Source organism: Oscillatoria sp. HE19RPO, assembly GCF_024220515.1.
Classification (GTDB): domain Bacteria; phylum Cyanobacteriota; class Cyanobacteriia; order Cyanobacteriales; family Laspinemataceae; genus Laspinema.
On record NZ_JAMXOT010000113.1, the window covers coordinates 1 to 19,884 of the forward strand.

The window sequence follows — 19,884 nt, forward strand, 5'->3', positions numbered from 1 at the left end:
ATTTTTTTGTGGTAAGATAAAATTGATAAGGAAGAACTATCGTGCAATCAGCAATTTTGCACAGATTTCCATTGTATAATTATATCAAAAATTGTCAAGTTTTGGAAGTCCGATTGAGAAAAAAAATCGCGACTTTTTTTTGTGGAACCCCTAGACTTATCGATTTTTTTGTGGTAAGATAAAATTGATAAGGAAGAACTATCGTGCAATCAGCAGTTTTGCACAGATTTCCATTGTATAATTATATCAAAAATTGTCAAGTTTTGAAAGTCCGGTTGAGAAAAAAAATCGCGACTTTTTTTTGTGGAACCCCTAGACTTATCGATTTTTTTGTGGTAAGATAAAATTGATAAGGAAGAACTATTGTGCAATCAGCAATTTTGCACAGATTTCCATTGTATAATTATATCAAAAATTGTCAAGATAGGCGCTAAAAAAATTTACTTATTTTTTAGCGCCTAGACCCATTGTCAAGCCAGAAAACAGGCGATCGCACCTACCGCTTGAGGGCCAGGGTCAGTCCGTCCGCGATCGGCACCACACTCAAGGAGATCCGGTCATCCTCGACTAACTTAGCATTGAGCGCTCGAATCGCTTTTGTATTGGTATCCTCAACAGTTGGATCGGCGACTTGACCCCCCCATAAAACATTATCCACAGCAATTAATCCGCCAACCCGAACCAGTTGCAGAGTTCGTTCGTAATAGTTATCGTAGTTTTGCTTATCCGCATCAATAAAGGCAAAATCAAAAGTACCTGCTTCTCCCGCTTCAATGAGGCGATCGAGGGTTTCCAATGCTGGGGCGATTCGCAAATCAATTTTATCCGCCACCCCGGCCCTCTGCCAATAGGAGCGTGCCATTGCCGTATAATCTGCGCTAATATCGCAAGCGACAATTTTACCCTGTGGCGGGAGAGCCAAAGCCACCGCCAAGCTACTGTAGCCCGTAAAAACCCCAATTTCCAGGGTTTTGGTAGCCCCCAGTAATTGCACCAACAGGGCCATAAATTGACCTTGTTCCGGTGCAATTTGCATTCGCGAAAGCGGATGAGCGGCAGTTTCCTCTCGTAACGATCGCAGAAGATCCGATTCGCGTCCAGAAACACTGAGGAAATAGCGGTGGAGGAGATCGTCTAATCCCAAGGTTTTTTTAGTCATGGTTAAAGGGTTAAGGATGGACTGCAATAACTGGAATAGATCTATAGTAAAGAATAAAAGGGGAGGTTAACATGAGTGGCATCCACATTAAACCAATATTGAGAGCGATCGCCCTAACCTTTTTAATCGGGTTATTGAGTGGCTGTAGCATTAATTTAAGTCTCACCGGATTTCAGCCGACGCGCGAAGTTGTGCAACGGGCGATCGCCTTAGAACTGAGTCAAAACAAAGCCGAACTCCGCAAGCATCTGAGTCAGTATGGGCAATCGGAGAATCCCATGCCTAACTATGAAGTGAATCGGGTGGAGATTTGGGAACAAGACCCGTTGAAAATTGATGGACTGCTGGCTTATCATATCCAAGGCACTTATAACCTGACCATTCAACTCCCCGAAAAACGAGTCACCGATCGCAAAAATAACTTTGACCTCTATTTGCAACGGCAGGCAGAAGGAAAAACCTGGCGGATTGCTAAACCAATAGGGACCGATGAACCGGATCACCAAACTTGGGCCACTTATTTGATAAAGCCCCCGGGATATATGTAAAGAAACGGGGATATAGACTCCCTATAAATTTTGGGTCCATTGACATAAATCCCAGTGAAATTGGAGTTTGAGGCGGTCCGGTTGAAATTCCGGGGCGATCGGCGCACGGAGGAGGTTGCCGTGGTATTCGGCATAACAGGTTTGTTGTAATTGGGGAGAAAACAGCACCGTGAGAGATTCTGGTTCGATCGCCACCAAATGCAAGTCAAACAGCGTATGAAGATCCGATCGCAACAGTAACCCCGATGAAGGATGGATAGAAAGATTGCGGTCCTGAGATTTAAAGTAAACCGCTTCTAAAACAGCTTCAGCATTGCATCCGGTGACCGTACAACAGCCATTATATGCAGCAAATAGATTTTGCCGGAATTCCCCAGGACCCCGGCGATGAGAAATCGCGATACTCGCGCTGTAAAGATACTGATGCTTACCCATCGCGATCCCCTCTTTTGGCAGAGACACAATCCCAGGACCCGGGGAGTGCACCCCCTTGCCATTTTCCGGTGGCAAAGGAGGAATGAGGGGGGGTAAGGGGTCTGGAGAAGAAGGGAACTCAGGCCCTAGGGAGTTTAAAGGCGATCGCCTTGCCTCGGGGAAGAGCAATCCTTTCGGTGAACCCCCAGCAGAACCCCCGGACAAAGATGATCCCGACGTTTTGGAGTAACCATTCGCGATCTCCAGTACATCTTGTTTCCGTGGAGTCGTTCTCGCTTCAACCGGGGAAGTCTCCGCAATCTTGGAGAGTTGCGGATGATCGCGAAGCAACCCATTCGGCAGCAGCACTGGTTCTAAGCTGTCTCCATTCGGCAACCTTGCCCCCTTCAGGTTGGCCCCCTTAAAAGAAATGCCCAGCATATTCTCGATCGCTGGCAACTTCGCCTCACTGAGATTGGCCCCCTCGAAATTGCTGCCAAACAACTTAGCATCGCTTAAATTAGCCCGGTGCAAAGAAGCTTGCTGGAGATTGGCCCGGGTCAAATTGGCCCCCATCAGGTTCGCCAGTTCCAGGGTAGCCCCTTGTAAATTGGCCCCTTCCAGATTCGCCCCGGTCAGATTCGCCCGGGTCAGGTTAGCTTCTTGCAGCTTCCCTCGTTGAATATCGGCATCGGATAAATCCGCATCCTGGAGCATTGCCACCCGCAAATCTACCCCATTCAGGTTTGCCTTGTCCAGATTGGCATCCTGAAACTTAGCCAAACGCAGACAAGCATCCCGGAGATTGGCAAACGAGAGATTTCCCTTAATCACCGTTGCCCCTTGAAGATTAGCTTCACTCAAGTCCGCCCATTGTAAACAAGCCCCTTTCAGATTCGCCTCTTTCAGGTTGGCTTTGTGTAGAACGGCATCGGACAGGTTTGCTTTTTGGAGGTCCGCCCAAGACAAATTGGCCCCTTTGAGATTCACCCCTTGGAGTTCGCCCCAGCGAATATAGGCCCCCTGAAGATCCGCGTCTTGGAGATTAATCCGCTTGAATTCTAAGCCACTAAAATCCGCATTTTTAAAGTTTCTGCGCCCCTCTGCATAAAAGTGTATGACATCTTTTAAGCTGATTTTATCCCCCATATCCCCAGTCTCCCTTCTTCGTTATCATTATGAATTGTTTTGAAGGAAATGTTCAGGACCTGTCCTGATTTGTAGACGGGGATGGGGCGTGAACGGATGAGAGTCGGGTGGGGAATGCCCCACCCGACTCTCATCCGGCTTAGTGTAAAGTTGAGGGTGTGGAGTTGGGTTACAACAAACCCGAAGATTCATACAGCCGTCGCAATAGGGCCAAAATTTTCTGACCATACTGAAGATCGGCGGCCCAGCGGCCACTGAGTTGTGCCAGTAAAGGGGCAATGCCACGGGCGACAAAGCGAAAGCGGGGATCAACCTGTTCCATGACCAGGGGTTCAATACTGGCGTAAGCTTTCAAATGTTGGATATGGGCGCGGACCCCAATCCGGGCACTGGGGAAAGAAGCGGCAGTATTGCCACCCCCCACGGAACCCAAACCCGCAAAATTGTTTTGGGTGGGTTGGATTTCCCCATTAAAGCGCAGAAAGTTCGTTTCCAAACACATTTGACAGAAGGCGATATCGTAATTGATGCCTTCGATCGCCGCTTCTTCCCGGTAGAGTTGGGGAAGGTCCGGGAACTGGCCGATCGCCTGGGGATTGTTGCCTTTGAGAAAAACAATCAGTTGCACTTCTGAGGTGTTTCCATGTCCAACAATGCGATCGAGATACCCCGGACAAATTTGTAAAATCGATCGCAACAGCACCGTGCGCGTCCCCCCATCCCATGCAACCGAGATATTATGTTCCCGCAACTCAATCGCCCGGACATATACAATATTTCGATAGGTCACCCGCCGAATAGTTGGGTTGGTAGATAGGTTCACTTTAAAACTATCCACCACATCAATGGGGATAAACGCATTCCCATTAATAATCACCCCCTGTTCGCCATAAATCTGCCCATTAATATTGATATTAATGGGGGGATAAGTCGGTGGCACCGGAGTAGAAGTAGCCGGAGGCACGGGGTCGGGTAGCGGGGTCCCTTTAGCCCAAGCCACTAGGCCTTCAGCGATGCCGACTGCAAAGTCCCGGCGACGATTTTGGAGTAAAGACCGGTCCTCTGGGTTGGTGAGAAAGCAAACCTCCATCAACAAAGACGGGATAAACACCCAGCGATTGAACGGTAAATTACCTAGGGTGCTTGCCGTATCCGGTTGAACCCCCCGATTACGAAGCTGGGGAACCCGTCGCAGTAAACTCAGCAGCAGTTGTTCCGCATTTTGCTTGCGTTGGTCATTGTTGACAATGTAGTAGACGCTGGCTCCACGGCCCGTCGGGTTGGCAAAGGCATTGGCATGGATTTCCAGGGCCACATCTCCCGCCCTTGCCCGGGTATTAATCCAGGAGATAGACTGATTCATGCTCAGGTTATCGGGAACGCTTAAGACTTCCACCCCCGGGCGCGATCGCAACTCCCCCACAATTAAATCCCGCAGGAGAATCATTTCCTGCGCTTCCGTCGTTCCTCCCGCGATCGCCCCCGGATCGAGTGCGCCATTCTCATAACCCCCGTGACCGGCTGAAATAAAAATTCTGCCCATATTTCTAATTTAATCCTGTGCACCTATTTCCATCTATCTTCATCAACTCCGGTAACCAATCGGTGATACTAGCACTATCAAATCAAAAGGAGTTAATATTGGTTTTTTTGGGAGTGGGGCTCCTCCCCAGAAGATCTCCTGCCCTCTGCTGCCGAATTGATTGGAACCGTAGCATCAAGCTCAAATGATCAATTGCAGAGAAATCACGGATGCCATTGGGGTTCTCCAGGGTGTAATCTGGATCAAAAGGACTCAGCCCCACCGGGGTGTCTTAGAAAACATCCCGATCGGTTTGGGATCGGCAGAGTCGGTCTATCATTGATGAATGAAATGGCAGCTCGGTTTGCAGATAAAGCGAGGAACAGTTGAGAAAATTAAGATGCAGTGGATTAAGTGCATCAACGATCCCGAAGACCGGATCTCGATGCACCCTTCCCGGCCAAAGGGCCCGGGAAAATTACTGCCCCTAACCGACTCAACCTGTGCCTGTTGGATCTCATCACGAGGAAAAGTATCGCAAACATGGCTGAGTCTTTTACTATACACCTGAGTTCACCTATTCTGAGGCCCGAATTCCCGGCTCGATTCATGCAAGAGTTCCACTGCGCTGATTTAGGGAAACAAATTGCCCAAATCCTCGTAACGCAAACCGAGACCGGGAGTGTGTTGGGCAGCATCCTGGAGTGGGTTGGCTCGTTATTCCCTGCCGATTGTTGTCTGATGGTGGTTCGAGACCCCCAAGACCAACGGGTCCAGACCCACATTTGGCAATCCCCAAGCCCAGATGCCCCGTTCTTGCCCGAGGACTTAGCAACTCTGCAAGGAGTAAATTGGTTAGAAATCCTAGACGGTGCAAACCTGGTGGCGATTTCTGATCCCCAGAGGGCTGGGCGAGAGGTTTTAGGGGCAGGGGCGGGGGTGTCCGTCGGCAGAGTCTTAGCCATCACCACCCGATTTCAGGGGGAGATTAACGGAGCCATTATTGTTATGCGTGGATGTTTTCGAGTCGCTTCGGAGGAAAGAAAGAGGGTCACAGCGGGAAGGGCCCGATTGGAAAATGTGGAGCAATCCCAGGGTTCCTATTGGAGTTCTATGGAAATGATGAACCTAACGGCCCTGTCCGAACAAGTGGCGATCGCCTTCAATCAGGTCCTCCAGACTCAGGCAGTCGGGTCCCTAGAACAACAGGTTCAGCAGAAAGAAAAATATCAAACCCTGATCCACGAGCTCACGATCGCAATTCATCGCGGGGCCGATATTGAACGAATACTTCAGATGGCAATCCATAGTCTAGCTGAAACGTTGCAAGCCGATCTCGGTCGCATCCTCCTCTTGAAATATGCCGACCCCCTGTTTAAACACCGCTTCCAGCCGCTCAACCGCCTCACCGCTTCCCGAGACGGTGATTCCGAACCGTCCCCGGATTCGGCAGCTTCGCGCATTCCCAAAGCTAAAGTCACCATTGTCTCCGACAGTATCCCCCACCCCAATCAGGATTTGAAGTCGTTCACCCCCCTGGGAGAGGGTCAGTCCTCTGCTGTCAAGGGCGATCGCTCGTTTTGGTTGTCGGAATGTTTCTGGTGTCAGCAAGCCTTTTTAGCGGCCCCCAACTCCTTGGCGATCGCCGATCGCCGTTCCCTGATCGCCCTCAATCCGGATATCGGTACCTCCCCCATCTTCTCTCCCGAAACCATGCCTGCTCTGCTCACCTTTCCCTTGGTCGGGATTACCAGCGCCGGATCCGGCCCGGGCAAGGTTTTGGGCTTTCTCGTCCTCGAACACAGTGCACCTCGTCAGTGGCAAGAGGAGGAACTCCGTCTCGTGGAATTAGTGGCCGCTCAACTGAGCACCGCGATCCTCCACAGCCAAACCATGCAGCAAGTTCAGGCATTGGTCGAAGAACGCACAGCTCAATTACAGCGCTCTTTGGACGTTCAAGCCAAACTCTACGAAAAAACCCGTCAGCAAATTGACCAACTGCGCCAGTTAAACCAACTCAAGGACGAATTCCTCACCACCCTCTCCCACGAACTCAATACCCCTCTCACCAGCATGAAAGTCGCCATCCAGATGTTGCGGCAACCGGGAATTACCCCCGATCGCCAAACCCGCTATCTGGATATCCTAGAGTCGGAATGGCGCAGAGAAAGCAATTTAGTTCGCGATTTGCTCAAACTTCAGGAGTATGAGTCCAATCAAGCGACCATTCATGTCCAAAACCTTGACCTGAAACTCGTCCTTAACGAAATCACTACCTCGTTTCAGGAGAAATTTGAGGAAAAGGGATTAAATCTCAGCTTGGATTTGCCCAAACGCGCCCCCAAAGGGATTGGCAAGAAATTTTTTAAACTCAACACCGACGCCGAAAGTTTCGAGCGGATCCTCCATGAACTACTCACCAATGCGGGGAAATATTCCGACCCCGGGACCACCGTGTATTTACGAGCCTCTCACCAGATTGATTTACAACAAAACCAAGTGATCGTGACCTTAACCAATACGGGTGCAGGAATCTCCCCCGAGGACCTCCCCCATATTTTTGAAAAGTTTCGTCGGGGTCAAGGGGTCACCCAACAGGCGATCGGCGGCACCGGCTTAGGCTTGGCCCTGGTTAAATGTTTGGTTCAACACCTCAATGGTTCGATTACTGTCTCCAGTACCCCCATCAAAAACTCCACCGCTTGGGAAACCTGCTTCACCCTGACCTTACCTCAATTAGCGGACAGTTCCCTAGCCTAGTCCCCAGGGAAGAGACCTCTCCGGTGGCCCTCTCCTACGAGGAGAGGGAGATATAAAAAATAAATATTTGTAGGCTCAGGGGCTTTCCGCCCCCCCCCTTCCCTCCCAGGGACTAATCTTGTAAGGGTTTTGGGTCAGGTAGGGAAAGAGTCTTGAGGGTTTAAGGAGACTCGTTTGACCAGTGTAGCGCCCAGTAAAGGCTTCAGTGCCGGAAAACCCGAGATCAGGCATGATGATCTACATTGAGGGCCGTAGCCACGTTCCGTAAGACTGGTCGTTCGGATGTAGCTTCAACTCAAGGAGGACGCGGGTCATCTTTAGTCGGGCAAGAGCTAAGGCGATGCCAATCCGTTGGAACCCAGATAACCAAGCTTCATAAAGAAAAATCGCTCAAGAGCAGTGGCGAGAACTTTAACCCCCGGAAACGGTGGTTTTTTCGACGGTGCAAAACCGATAAGTTTAGCCAAAGCTAAAACGGCTTCCCCAATGGAAACAATTTTTTTAGAAGAGACTTTTTGTAACAACATCACCTCCGACTCATCAAACACCGTCTGAGCACTTTGGTCAGAGTTTTTCCTAATCGCATGAGTCAGGGCCAAGAGCTGCCAACCCACCACCGAATAAAAAGCCAACGCATTAACTAAGGTGTGAATGTCATCAAATTGTAGTTTTTCCACCTGTAAAGCTCCTGAATTAAGGGTGTAATAAAAGCGTTCCACTTGCCATCTTAGTGCATAAAATCGAGTCACCCTGATTACTTGTTCTGGGTTGTCAATGGGTAGAGAAGTCAGAAAATACCAGGTAGCGGCTTCCTTAGGACAAAACAAGTTTTCTTGTGTTTGGGTATCTACACAACTGATTTCCTGGGCAACAACCAAAGATAAACCTTGGGTTTTATGCTTAGACGGACTCAAATCTTTCTCAGGATAAACATTAACGGCTCCGGCTCTTAAGCTTAGGGTTAATTCCACTTCTCGATTGTGACGATAAATCCTCACTCGCTCGGTTCCATAATCTTTCAAATGGGATGAAACGGAGGATAATTTACCCTGGAATTGGCTGCCCACTATTTCCAAGTTACGCTCTTGATAGACCCTCACGAGGAGTTCGACATTGCTCAGTCGTGGGGCCTTTAAAAAACTAAAAACGTCTCCTTCTCTATCTTCTACAGCCACAAAGCAGTTACTGGATTGACTCGCTTGCTGATTGATGGCACCCTTGTCCCTTGAGCCATTTAATACTTTCTTTTTCACCTTTTGGTAGATTTAATCCCCCCTTTCGCGTCCAGTATTGTTGCCCTAAGATTCCTAAAGGGAGTCCCGAGGAGTCCACCAGGAGGACATTGTGTTGCATGAGTCCTCGGATTTTTCCTTGAATGACTCCTAACCCGGACATTTTTTTCTGTCCTGAGTAGTTGTAATAGGTGGTGTTTTGGGCGGCAATTACATAGTCCTCTTCTGTGTTTTCTACTCGGTTCTTTGTGGCTTCAATATGTCCGGACAACATCACATATGGGTTCATTTTGTCATGAGAGAATAGACCGGCAACCGTTTGACGGAAACTGTTTCCCATGCATTGGGAAAACGATAGCTTTGGCTTATTGAGGGCCAAGGTATAGGCGATCGCTAGACTTTTTTGGACTTGGGGTCGAAAATTGCCTTGGATAATAAATTCGCTCATGGGATGATTCACTCAAGTTACGTCAGCTACCTGGTCATTTTCTCAAAAGTTAGGCGTTCTTTTCAACCCCCCTCTCGCTCATCAGGATGAGGGAGAGGCAACCGTTTCCAACTCTCATTTGGGCTTTGGCGCTCTCTAGTCTCAGAACCGAGGTAGGATCATCTGTTACGCCTCGGGTTGCTTTTTGGTCGGGTTACTGCTCATACCAGTCAGTCGCGGCCCTACAAGTACCAGTTTGCTTAAGACCCTCAGTCTGCGCGAGCAAACCCCTACAAGATTAGTGTAGGAGAGGGCCGGGGAAAGGTCTCTTATTTGGCAAAAACCTAAACTTGTCAGAAAGCTGGGGAGGTATCTTGAACAATAGACCTCTTGCAAAATAATTTTATGCTATAATAAAAACTTATGGTTAATTTTAGTGAATGGCCGGTTATAGGTAATTCTCAGGACCTTTTGCTAAAAAACGTATAAAATGCTAAAAAGGTATTTTACAGTTCTACAATAAATTAATCATGAACAATCTATTTTATCTGAATTTGAAACCCGAGCAATTTAAACGGAGATTTGGTGTCCAAATTCAAACCTTTAAAGAAATGGTAAAAAGTATAGAACAATACCGTTTAGCCAATCCGAAAGATAAACGAGTACGTCGAACCACATTAACTCTTGAAGAACAAGTCTTAGTAGCATTAGAATATTGGCGAGAATATCGAACCTATTTCCATATCGGCACAAATTGGAGAGTCTCCGAATCAACAGGGTGCCGAATTGTCACTAATATCGAATCCACTTTGATGAAAAGTGGAAAGTTGAGGATTCCTGGCAAGAAAGCCTTGCTTAAAGGTTTTGGGCATCCAGAAGTTGTCGTAATGGATGTCACAGAAACAGCAATCGAACGGCCAAAAAAACAGAAGAAATACTTTTCAGGAAAGAAAAAATACCACAGTCTAAAAATGCAGGTAGTCATCAATCAAGAAACTAAAGAGATTATTTGCCTACACTTTGGGCCGGGGCATTGCCATGACTTAAACTTATTCAAAAACAGTCAAGTCCATTTTCATCCTGAAACCGATAGTTTAAAAGATAGTGGATATCAAGGAATAAAAAAAATATCATTTTAATAGCTATATTCATAAAAATAAACCTAGAAATGGGAGTCTGTCCGCCTTAGAAAAAGAATATAATCTGGCTTTGTTCCAAGATATAATAGGGATTGAAGATATTAATAAAAGTCTGAAAATTTTCAAAATTTTGTCAAGTCGTTATCGAAATCGTCGCCGCCGTTATGGCCTCCGGTGTAATTTGCACAGCAGCACTTTACAATTATGAGTTGGCTCTGGAGTCTAAAATTCAAAATCTGTGATTATAACATAGATTTTTTTTGCAAGAGGTCTAATTATACAGAAGGTTTATTTTATTTTTCCGGGTGCAAGAAATAATCACGATTCATTCCCAAAGGACATCAAAAAAATGCAGAAATTTCGGTTTATTATTGTGGCCTTGTTGGGTTTTAGTTTAAGCCTGAGTGTTCGGGTAGCGTGGGGGGTGATGCCCGATGGCTCATCCTCCGTGAGTTTGAATGCCCAAGGGGTTACTGAATTATTAAGCCAAGGAAAAAGTCGCTATGAAGCGGGACAGTTTGCTGATGCAGTGCAGTTTTGGGAACAGGCGGCGATCGCCTTTTCCGAACAAGGGAATTTATTGGGTCAAGCCCAAGCCTTGAGCTTTTTATCCTTAGCCTATCAAAGTTTAGGAGAGTATCCCCAAGCAAGGGAGGCGATCGCCACAGCCCGAGAAGCCATTGCCCAAGTTTCTCAAGGCAATCGGGGCGATCGTGAAACCGTCCGCGCCCAAATTTTAAATGCAGAAGGTCGTTTACAATTTTTCCGGGGAAATGCAGAAGCGGCCTTAACCACTTGGCAAGAAGCCACCGCAGCTTATCGCCAAGCACAAGATCCCACCGGGGAAATTCTCAGCCAAATTAATCAAGCCCGGGCGATGCAAGCCTTAGGACTCTATCGCCGTGCTACTACCCTGTTAGAACAGGTGGAACAACGATTACAAAACCAGTCCGATCGCTCCATTGAAGCCGTAGGATTATTGAACCTGGGAGAGGTCCGGCGAGCCAGTGGGGCATTCCAAGAATCGGAACGTTTGTTACGCCAAGCCTTAGGGTTACAAACTAGCGGAAACTCCACAGGACAAACTGGGGCAATTTTATTAAGTTTAGCCAATACGTTACGGGCTTTAAATAATTCAGAGGAAGCAATGAGCTTCTATCAAAAGGCGGCGGACAGTGCCAGTCAATCTCCTCTAGTTAAACTGCAATCCCAATTAAATCAACTCAGTTTATTGATTCAAACGGGGAATTGGGAACAAGCCCGCCAACTGATTCCGGAAATTCCTGAACCCCTCTCCCTGTTAGCTGCCTCTCGCCCGGGGATTTATGCCCAAGTGAATTTGGCTCAAAATTTAATTTGCTTGGAACAGCAAAAAGCGAATTGCCTCGGACAGGAAGAAGAAAATCCCATTGGGCAATTGCAGACTGGGGAAACGATTCCCTTATTAGAAAAAGCCGTGATTGCTGCTCGGGAAATTACGGATCGACGGGCGGAGTCTTATGCCTTGGGAAATTTAGGGAGAATTTATGAGGAAAAGGGGGACATTCAGACAGCGCGACAGTATAGCGAAGCTGCCTTAAATATTGCTCAAAAGATTCAAGCGTCTGATATTGCTTATCAATGGCAATGGCAATTAGGAAGACTGCGGATTCAAACTGGGGATAAACCCGGGGCGATCGCCGCTTATAGTGAAGCGGTGAATAGCTTACAATCCCTGCGGAGTGATTTGGTGGCGATTGATCGTCAGGTGCAGTTTTCTTTCCGCGATCGCGTCGAACCCCTCTATCGACAATTGGTGAGTTTATTGCTCGATCGCGCTAAACAAGTGGAACAAAAACCCGCCCAGGAGTACCTCAAACAAGCTCGCGCCACGATTGAATCCCTGCAACTGGCAGAACTGGATAACTATTTTAAAGATGCCTGTTTGGATGTGCAACCGGAGCAAATTGATGAAGTTGACCCGAAAGCGGCGACGCTTTATCCGATGATTTTGCCCGATCGCTTGGCGGTGATTCTCTCCATTTCAGGACAACCCCTAATCCAGTATGAAACCATCCAACCTGCCGCCGAAATTGAGACGACCCTAGAGCAATTCCAGCAATTTCTGAACCCCGCCTTTTCTAACCGGCAGCGGTTACAATTGTCTCAAGAGATCTATGATTGGTTGATTCGACCGGCAGAATCGGCGTTAGCAGAAAATGGAGTAGAAACCTTAGTTTTTGTCCTGGATGGATTTTTGAGAAATCTGCCGATGTCAGCCCTCCATGATGGCGATCGCTATGTCATTGAACGTTATAATGTTGCCCTGACTCCGGGCTTACAACTCCTCGCCCCGCAACCCTTAACCGGAGAAAAAATTCAAGTCCTCAGTGCTGGAATTACCGATGCAAGGCAGGGGTTTAGTGCATTACCCGGGGTCCAACTTGAATTAGAACAGATTGAAGATTCGGTCCCGAATGCCAAAGTCTTGCTCGATCGCGAATTTACTGAATTAAACCTGGTTACCGCCATTGCTGCCGTAGATTTCCCCGTGATTCATTTAGCCACCCACGGTCAATTTAGCTCGGATTCTGAGCAAACCTTTATTCTGACTTGGGATGATAAAATTCGCGTCACGGAGTTTGAAGAACTGCTCAGAACTCGGGAATCGGGGTTAGCAACTCCCATTGAATTACTGGTGCTGAGTGCCTGTCAAACCGCTACCGGAGATAAACGAGCCGGTTTAGGATTAGCTGGGGTAGCCGTGCGCTCTGGTGCGCGGTCTACCTTAGCCACCCTTTGGGCCGTGAATGACCAATCTACCGCGATGTTAGTGACAGAATTTTACCGCAATTTGGTGGGCGTGGCAACGGAAGACGGACTCCCCGAATCTGGACAATTGCCCATGAGTAAAGCTCAGGCCCTGCGGCAGAGTCAGCTAACCTTATTACAAGACCCGAAATATGAGCATCCCTTTTATTGGGCACCGTTTGTACTGGTGGGAAATTGGCTCTAAAGGGTGACAATTTGATGACACTTGTCATGACACAGAAGGGGAGGATAAAAAGAGTAGAAATGGCTGAAATCCAGGAAAAAAGGCCCTGATGACTCGGGGAAATAATCAGGATTAAGTCCTCTGATCGCAGCCGGATTCATCCGATGGATTGAAGTCACGACTGACGCCACCGACCCTACTTTCTCATCTATGGTGAGTCTAAACGAATTGGACCGCAAAGGAGTGGGAGCATCTTGCTCGCTACTTTAGAAAGGGAGCAAGATGCTCCCACTGCTGATTTGGAGGAGCAGACGGTTGCCAGACTTGCTCTAGAATGCAATCAGGGCAATTCATAAATTGCCCCGATCTAGGCGGTGAAATCGAAAATTTTGCTTAAGTTTTGTAATTCTCTGGGCCAGAGAATTCAAGGCATCGGATTATAAAATTTTGATGAACTCGCAACGGGAATCAGCCAGAAGACTTCCTCAGTTATGAAGAGTCATCAAGGGTCTGTTGGCTCTGGAAGCTCTTTTATCAAGCTATTGAGGAGGATTGTCCAGGACCGGTGTCGTCTCGTTTTGAGGGAGGGTCTAATCAAAATTTTTGCAAAGGGGTCGATCGCCTATGGACAGAGCTAATTTAGCTTGTTATAGTAATCGTATAAAAGCCTATCGGGTGCTAGATTTGGGAGTCGAATCCCAAGGGATTCATTCAGCCACTTGAACGTGGTTATTAGTCCATCCCTAGACAGGGCAAGCCAATCGAGTCAATCAATCAGCAGAATTTCTCACTCCAGTGAGAAGATGACTTGCCGATTAAGCCAAATTATTTTTAGAGATCGGTTCGTTGCTGTCAAAAGCACCTTTGATCCCTAAAATTGAGAAACCTTAGAGAGGCGCTGACCCTGAGTCCCCCCATCGAATCATTAATAAGGTAGCAAAATCATGACCCGTCAAAATTACCAGGGTTCCTGGGCACTCTGTTCGATCGCCCTATCTCTCAACTTAGCTGTTCTGGCCGCGTTACCGAGTCGCGCACAAGTCTCGTCCCCCTTGCCCAGTCCTCAAATCCTCGCTAGGAGAGTGACCTTTGAGCCACCCACCAATGAACGTCTGAACGATTCAGCCGGAGGAGCCTCGCGGCAGGCAGCATTCTGCCCCCAAGATGGGATGGCGGAAGGTGCTTCGTTGATGCCAATTTTGCCGGAGACTAAGGAAGGGTTGACGGTATCTGAGCGACCCACGTTGTTCGTCTATGTTCCCGAAACCAAGTCAGAGCAAGGCTATTTCATCCTCAAAGACGAAACCGAAGATTATTATTACCAAACTCAAGTCAGCATTCCCCAAGAAGGAGGGATCGTCCGCCTCACCCTTGCGGAAAGTGCTCCGGCCTTAGAAATTGGGACAACCTATCAGTGGTCCTTTGTGGTCGCCTGCGAACTTCCGGCGCGAGCTGATAGTCCCCGGGTAGAGGGGTGGTTACAGCGAGTTGAACCCAGCGCCAATCTGAATAATTACCAGGGAGTAGACTCGATTGAAGCGGCCACTTCCTACGGAGCCGAGGGAATTTGGTATGATGCCGTGACCACCTTAGCGGACCTGCGGCAATCACAACCCCAAACCTACAATCAAGATTGGGTAGACTTTTTAAGCTCTGTAGGACTCGAAAATGTTGCCAATGAGCCGATTTTGGAACCCTAAGACCCTGGACTAGCCCAGAGTTCTCAACACCCTTAGTGTAACCATGAGTTCCACAGAAACCCGGTTTTGTCAAAAACCGGGTTTTTCAATCTTTTCAGAGAGTTCAGATCGGACCGGAGAATTTCACCCATCGGCCATTCATTCCTGAACCGATTTGATCCTCAGGAATACCGCAATTCGGGGAACCGGGAAAGAGACTAGAAGATAGAGATAAATCAGGACAGTGAAAACCTTGGGTTATCCTTAAAATGGAAAGTGGGGGAGAAGCTGGGGCATGATACCTAGATATCAAGACCGATTTTCTGTTGGCGATCGAAATCAATTCTGGGTTCAGCGAAATCTATGTGCCAGAAGCTCAGAGTGAGCTTAAAACGAAAAGTATGGCAATGGCGTGTTCCATTGGTTACGGCACCGGTGGTAGCCGGGATTGCGATCGCAATCAACTCCCTCGGATGGCTGGAGACTCAGGAGTTGGGAATGCTCGATCGCTTTTTTCGGTGGCGTCCAAAAGAAGCAGCAGAGGACCGGATTGTCATCGTCACCATTGATGAGTCCGACATCCGCCACGTGGGACAATGGCCTATGCCCGATCGCCAGTTAGCCCAATTAATTCAAACCATCAAAGAACAACAACCCGCCGCCATTGGTTTGGATCTGTATCGAGATCTTCCTGTGGAGCCAGGACATCAAGAACTGGTGCAGGTGATAGAGTCCACGGATAATCTGATTGGGGTAGAAAAAGTCATTGGTGCCCCGGTGGCCGCGCAACCCACCTTAAAGAACTTAGAGCAGGTGGGGATTGCCGATGTAGTCTTGGATGAAGATGGCAAAATCCGCCGAACTTTGTTGTCTCACAAAAATACACAGGACGAAACCCAGCTGAGTTTTCCCGCGCTCTTGAGCTTAATCTATTTGGAACAACAAGACATCCACTTAGAACTGATCGATCCAGAGCAGATGCATCTGAGATTGGGAAAAGCCCTATTTGTCCCCTTTAGTGGCAGTGATGGGGGGTATGTTCGCGCCAATGCCGGAGGGTATCAGATGTTGCTGAATTACCGAGGGCCACTGGAAAAGTTCGGACAGATTTCCATGACGGATGTTTTAGAAAACCGAATTCCACCGGATCTGATGCGCGATCGCATTGTGCTGATTGGGGCGATCGCCCCCAGCCTGAATGATTTTTTCTTTACCCCTTATATCAGCGGGTTTCAGCGCGATCGCAATCTGTTAATCAACTCAGAACGGACCCCGGGAATTGTGGTCCATGCCAACACCCTCTCTCAGATGCTCAGTGCAGCCTTAGAAGGACGACCCTTTTTAGAGGTGTGGTCGAATGGGGTCGAGGTGTTGTGGATTATGGTGTGGTCCGGGGTCGGTGCCGCGATCTCATGGCGGTGGCGATCGAGTAGTGTAGCTGAACAAAAAAGATTCTGGCCCTCCCTGCTGCTCCTGAATGTTATGTTGGGAGGATTGAGCACGATCGCCATTGGATTCGTGGCTTTTTTGTACAGTTGGTGGATTCCCGTTGTTACGCCCCTCGTCGCCTTAGTGGGGTCGGCCATTGTTGTCACCGACTATCACAGTCGCAAAATGCTACGCGATCGCGATCGTAAACTCACCGAATTTTTAGAAGCAGTGCCTGTGGGAATTTCCATTGTCGATGCCCGAGGCCACTCCTATTTTATCAATCATAAAGCCACAGAAATCTTAGGAATCAAACCCAACACCTCGGAGCCCACGAATGGCAAACAACCGCCCTATCAAAACTATCTGGCTGGGACGGATCACCTCTATCCCCTAGCCAACTTACCCGTGAGTCGCGCCTTAAAAGGGGAGTATGCCACAGCCAATGATATCGAAATCCGTCAAGGGGATCAAATCATTCCCATTGAAGCATGGGGAACCCCGATTTATGACGAAGAAGGTAATGTCGCCTTTGCCATTGTTGCCTTTCAAAATATTAGCGATCGCAAACAAGCCGAATCCGAACGGCAAGCCTTCGTTCAAAAACTCTGTGAACTCAACGAAGATTTAGAACGCTCTTTAGACGCCGAAGAACGATTAACCGCAGTTGCTGAACGCTTTGTCCCCAATCAATTCCTCTCCTTCCTCGGCTATGAAAGCCTTGTGGAAGTCAAAGTCGGGGATGCCGTCCAACAAGAAATGTCGGTGTTATTTTCCGATATTCGCAACTTTACCACCCTCTCCGAGAGCATGACTCCCGATGAAAACTTTAAATTTATTAATGGAGTCCTTTCCCGCCTCGAACCCGCCATTATTGAAAACAATGGTTTTATTGATAAATATATTGGCGATGCGATTATGGCCTTATTTGGCGGAGAACCGGATAATGCCGTCAAAGCTGGAATTTCCATGTTAGAAAAACTAGCCGAATATAACACCACCCGAGGCCGCCCCGGACGACCTCAAATTAAAATAGGAATTGGCATCAATACCGGCTCCTTAATGCTAGGAACCGTAGGCGGTCAAAACCGCATTGATGGCACAGTCATTGGAGATGCAGTCAATTTAGCTTCCCGCATTGAAACCCTCACAAAATCCTATGGAGTTTCCTTATTAATTACCCAAGAAACCTTTATTAACTTAGAAAATCCCAATGATTATCACATTCGCCTGATCGATCGGGTCACGGTCAAAGGCAAATCCCAAGAAGTCACCGTCTACGAAGTCTTTGATGCCGACTTGCCAGAGGTTCGCGAAGGGAAATTAACCACCCGAGCCGACTTTGAACAAGGGATTTTATTTTTTTATTTGAATAATTTTAAAGAAGCACAAGTTCTATTTGAACGCTGTCTGAATCTTTACCCCGGAGATACCGTCGCCCAAATTTACCTCGATCGCTGTCACCAAAAAGAGGCCGAAAGTCTCTTGGATAACCCTGAACACTCTGAGAATCACTCCTAATCCTGCCCTCAACAGCCCAGTGCCATAACGGTTAGAACCCGGCTTTCTTGCCCAAGATTCTGCATAAAAACCCGGTTTCTAGTCCTACTATCCCGCCCCAATACCCAGGCGCGATCGCCCTCTGGGTTCTCCCCTTGCCGCCACATCCACCAAGCCACGCATTAAGATCAAAGCAGACTCCATCCCATCACCCACTCCCATGCGTTTAACTCGTCTGTTACCCCTATTCGCCGGAATCATCCTCATTTTGGGGATGGTCCTCTGGCTGGTGAGCTCTATTTACCAGCTTTATGTGCAGATTAGCTTTACCGCCCCGATGCTGGCAACCTTGCTGCTGTTGCTGGTGATCGCCCTGCTGATCGTCCTGATTGGGGCATTTATTTACTATCTGCAACTGTTTGCCGGAGGTTCTTCGTCCCGTCGGGGTCGGGGAAAACGTCGGATCAAAATTCCGGAACGCAAGTCCGATGCCGCAGGACAAACCCTGCGGGTGGTCCGTCAACAGGTCGATCGCATCCAAGATGAAGTCACCAAAAAAGCATTATTGCAGCGATCGCGCGAATTAGAACAAAATCTCTCCCGAGGAAACATTCAGGTGGTGATTTTCGGGACGGGATCTGCGGGTAAAACCTCTCTGATTAACGCTCTGTTAGGACGGATGGTGGGACGAGTGGATGCACCGATGGGAACAACGGAGGTGGGAGAAACCTATCGGTTGCAACTGCAAGGACTGGAACGGGAAATTGTGATTACGGATACTCCGGGAATTTTAGAGGCAGGAGTCGCCGGAACGGAACGGGAAAAATTGGCCCGATCGCTGGCAACGGAAGCGGATTTATTATTATTCGTGGTTGATAATGATTTAACGCGATCGGAACATCAACCCTTGGAAGTTTTAGCCCAAATTGGCAAACGGTCCATTGTGGTTTTAAATAAAATTGACCTCTATCCCGACGAAGAACGAGAATATATTTTAGCCAAACTCCGGGAACGAGTCACCGGATTTATTTCCGCAATGGATGTGGTGGCGATCGCGGCGAATCCTAAAGCGGTTCCTTTAGATAATGGGGGGGTTTTCCAAGCGGACCCGGATATCATGCCCTTAATTCGGCGGATGGCAGCAATTTTGCGGGCAGAAGGGGAGGATTTAGTTGCAGATAATATTTTATTACAATCCCAACGCCTTGGGGAAGAAGCGCGCCGCTTAATTGATTCCCAGCGGCGTCGCCAAGCGGAAAAAGTGGTCGATCGCTTTCAATGGATTGGCGCAGGGGTGATTGCTTGTACTCCGGTCCCGGTGATTGATGTCCTCGCCACGGCTGCTGTTAATGCTCAAATGGTGGTAGAAATTGGCAAAATTTATGGCTGTGAAATTAATCTGGATCGCGGACGGGAATTAGCCTTGTCTTTGGGCAAAACTCTGGCGAGTTTAGGGATTGTGGAAGGGGCGATTAAGTTAGTCACGGCAGCGTTACAGTTAAATTTAGGAACCTTTGTGGTGGGGAAAGCGATTCAAGGGGTAACGGCAGCTTATTTAACCCGAATTGCTGGAAAAAGTTTTATTGAATATTTCCGCCATGACCAAGATTGGGGGGATGGGGGAATCACGGAAGTGGTGCAGCGACAATTTCAATTGACGAAAAAGGAGGAGTTTGTCAAGGTTTTTGTCAAAGATGCGATCGCCCGAGTGGTTGATCCGTTGAAAGAGGCATTTGAGTCCGAGGAGGATGATTATTACGATGATGTTCCAGAAGGGTATGAACCCGATTATGACCGGGATTATGACCGGGATTATGACCGGGATTATGATAAAATACCCGTCACTCGCGATCGGGAAGAGTATCCAGAACGAGCACCATTGGTTCGTTATTTAGGAGATGAACCCGAGGATGATTGGCAAGTCGATCGCCGCCGACGGGATGATTGGTAAAT

At 48.1% G+C, this 19,884-nt stretch carries 11 protein-coding genes and 1 pseudogene; 7 read left to right on the forward strand and 5 right to left on the reverse strand.

Annotation, left to right across the window (positions count from 1 at the left end):
* Nucleotides 1-496: 496 nt before the first annotated feature.
* A complete protein-coding gene (locus tag NG833_RS11160) occupies nucleotides 497-1,159 on the reverse strand; it encodes a class I SAM-dependent methyltransferase (RefSeq protein ID WP_254565366.1) in 663 nt (220 codons plus the stop codon).
* Nucleotides 1,160-1,230: 71 nt separating this feature from the next.
* Between NG833_RS11160 and NG833_RS11165 the strand changes: the two genes are divergently transcribed.
* On the forward strand, nucleotides 1,231-1,707 hold the full coding sequence (locus NG833_RS11165) for a hypothetical protein (protein WP_254565367.1): 477 nt from the start codon (nucleotides 1,231-1,233) through the stop codon (nucleotides 1,705-1,707).
* Between the two features lie 21 nt (nucleotides 1,708-1,728).
* Here NG833_RS11165 and NG833_RS11170 read toward each other — a convergent pair whose 3' ends face one another.
* Together NG833_RS11170 and NG833_RS11175 are read right to left on the reverse strand one after the other, a co-directional pair.
* Nucleotides 1,729-3,270 carry a pentapeptide repeat-containing protein gene (locus NG833_RS11170; RefSeq protein WP_254565368.1) on the reverse strand — a complete coding sequence of 514 codons (1,542 nt, stop codon included), beginning with the start codon at nucleotides 3,268-3,270 and terminating at the stop codon, nucleotides 1,729-1,731.
* Between the two features lie 169 nt (nucleotides 3,271-3,439).
* Entirely contained in the window at nucleotides 3,440-4,813 is a 1,374-nt protein-coding gene (locus NG833_RS11175; protein ID WP_254565369.1) for an N-acetylmuramoyl-L-alanine amidase, read from the reverse strand.
* A gap of 588 nt (nucleotides 4,814-5,401) precedes the next feature.
* Here NG833_RS11175 and NG833_RS11180 point away from each other — a divergent pair.
* Nucleotides 5,402-7,552, forward strand: coding sequence for a GAF domain-containing sensor histidine kinase (locus NG833_RS11180; RefSeq protein ID WP_254565370.1), 2,151 nt, complete (start codon nucleotides 5,402-5,404; stop codon nucleotides 7,550-7,552).
* A 332-nt stretch (nucleotides 7,553-7,884) separates the two neighbouring features.
* Here the strand turns inward: NG833_RS11180 and NG833_RS11185 are convergent, their stop codons facing one another.
* Nucleotides 7,885-8,523, reverse strand: coding sequence for a hypothetical protein (locus NG833_RS11185; protein ID WP_254565371.1), 639 nt, complete (start codon nucleotides 8,521-8,523; stop codon nucleotides 7,885-7,887).
* Between the two features lie 211 nt (nucleotides 8,524-8,734).
* Nucleotides 8,735-9,232, reverse strand: coding sequence for a hypothetical protein (locus tag NG833_RS11190; RefSeq protein ID WP_254565372.1), 498 nt, complete (start codon nucleotides 9,230-9,232; stop codon nucleotides 8,735-8,737).
* A gap of 509 nt (nucleotides 9,233-9,741) precedes the next feature.
* On the opposite strand from NG833_RS11190, the pseudogene NG833_RS11195 reads away from it, so the two are divergent.
* The 5 genes and pseudogenes from NG833_RS11195 (at nucleotide 9,742) to NG833_RS11215 (ending at nucleotide 19,882) form a co-directional block, all read left to right on the forward strand.
* Nucleotides 9,742-10,592, forward strand: a pseudogene (locus tag NG833_RS11195) (IS5 family transposase).
* Between the two features lie 107 nt (nucleotides 10,593-10,699).
* Complete coding sequence (locus NG833_RS11200) at nucleotides 10,700-13,345, forward strand: CHAT domain-containing protein (RefSeq protein WP_254565373.1); 2,646 nt, start codon at nucleotides 10,700-10,702, stop codon at nucleotides 13,343-13,345.
* A gap of 923 nt (nucleotides 13,346-14,268) precedes the next feature.
* A complete protein-coding gene (locus NG833_RS11205; RefSeq protein ID WP_254565374.1) occupies nucleotides 14,269-15,024 on the forward strand; it encodes a DUF928 domain-containing protein in 756 nt (251 codons plus the stop codon).
* 414 nt (nucleotides 15,025-15,438) lie between these two features.
* Nucleotides 15,439-17,952, forward strand: a complete 2,514-nt coding sequence (locus tag NG833_RS11210) for a CHASE2 domain-containing protein (RefSeq protein WP_309143847.1) — start codon at nucleotides 15,439-15,441, stop codon at nucleotides 17,950-17,952.
* A gap of 199 nt (nucleotides 17,953-18,151) precedes the next feature.
* A complete protein-coding gene (locus NG833_RS11215) occupies nucleotides 18,152-19,882 on the forward strand; it encodes a YcjF family protein (protein WP_254565376.1) in 1,731 nt (576 codons plus the stop codon).
* The last annotated feature ends 2 nt before the right edge of the window (nucleotides 19,883-19,884 follow it).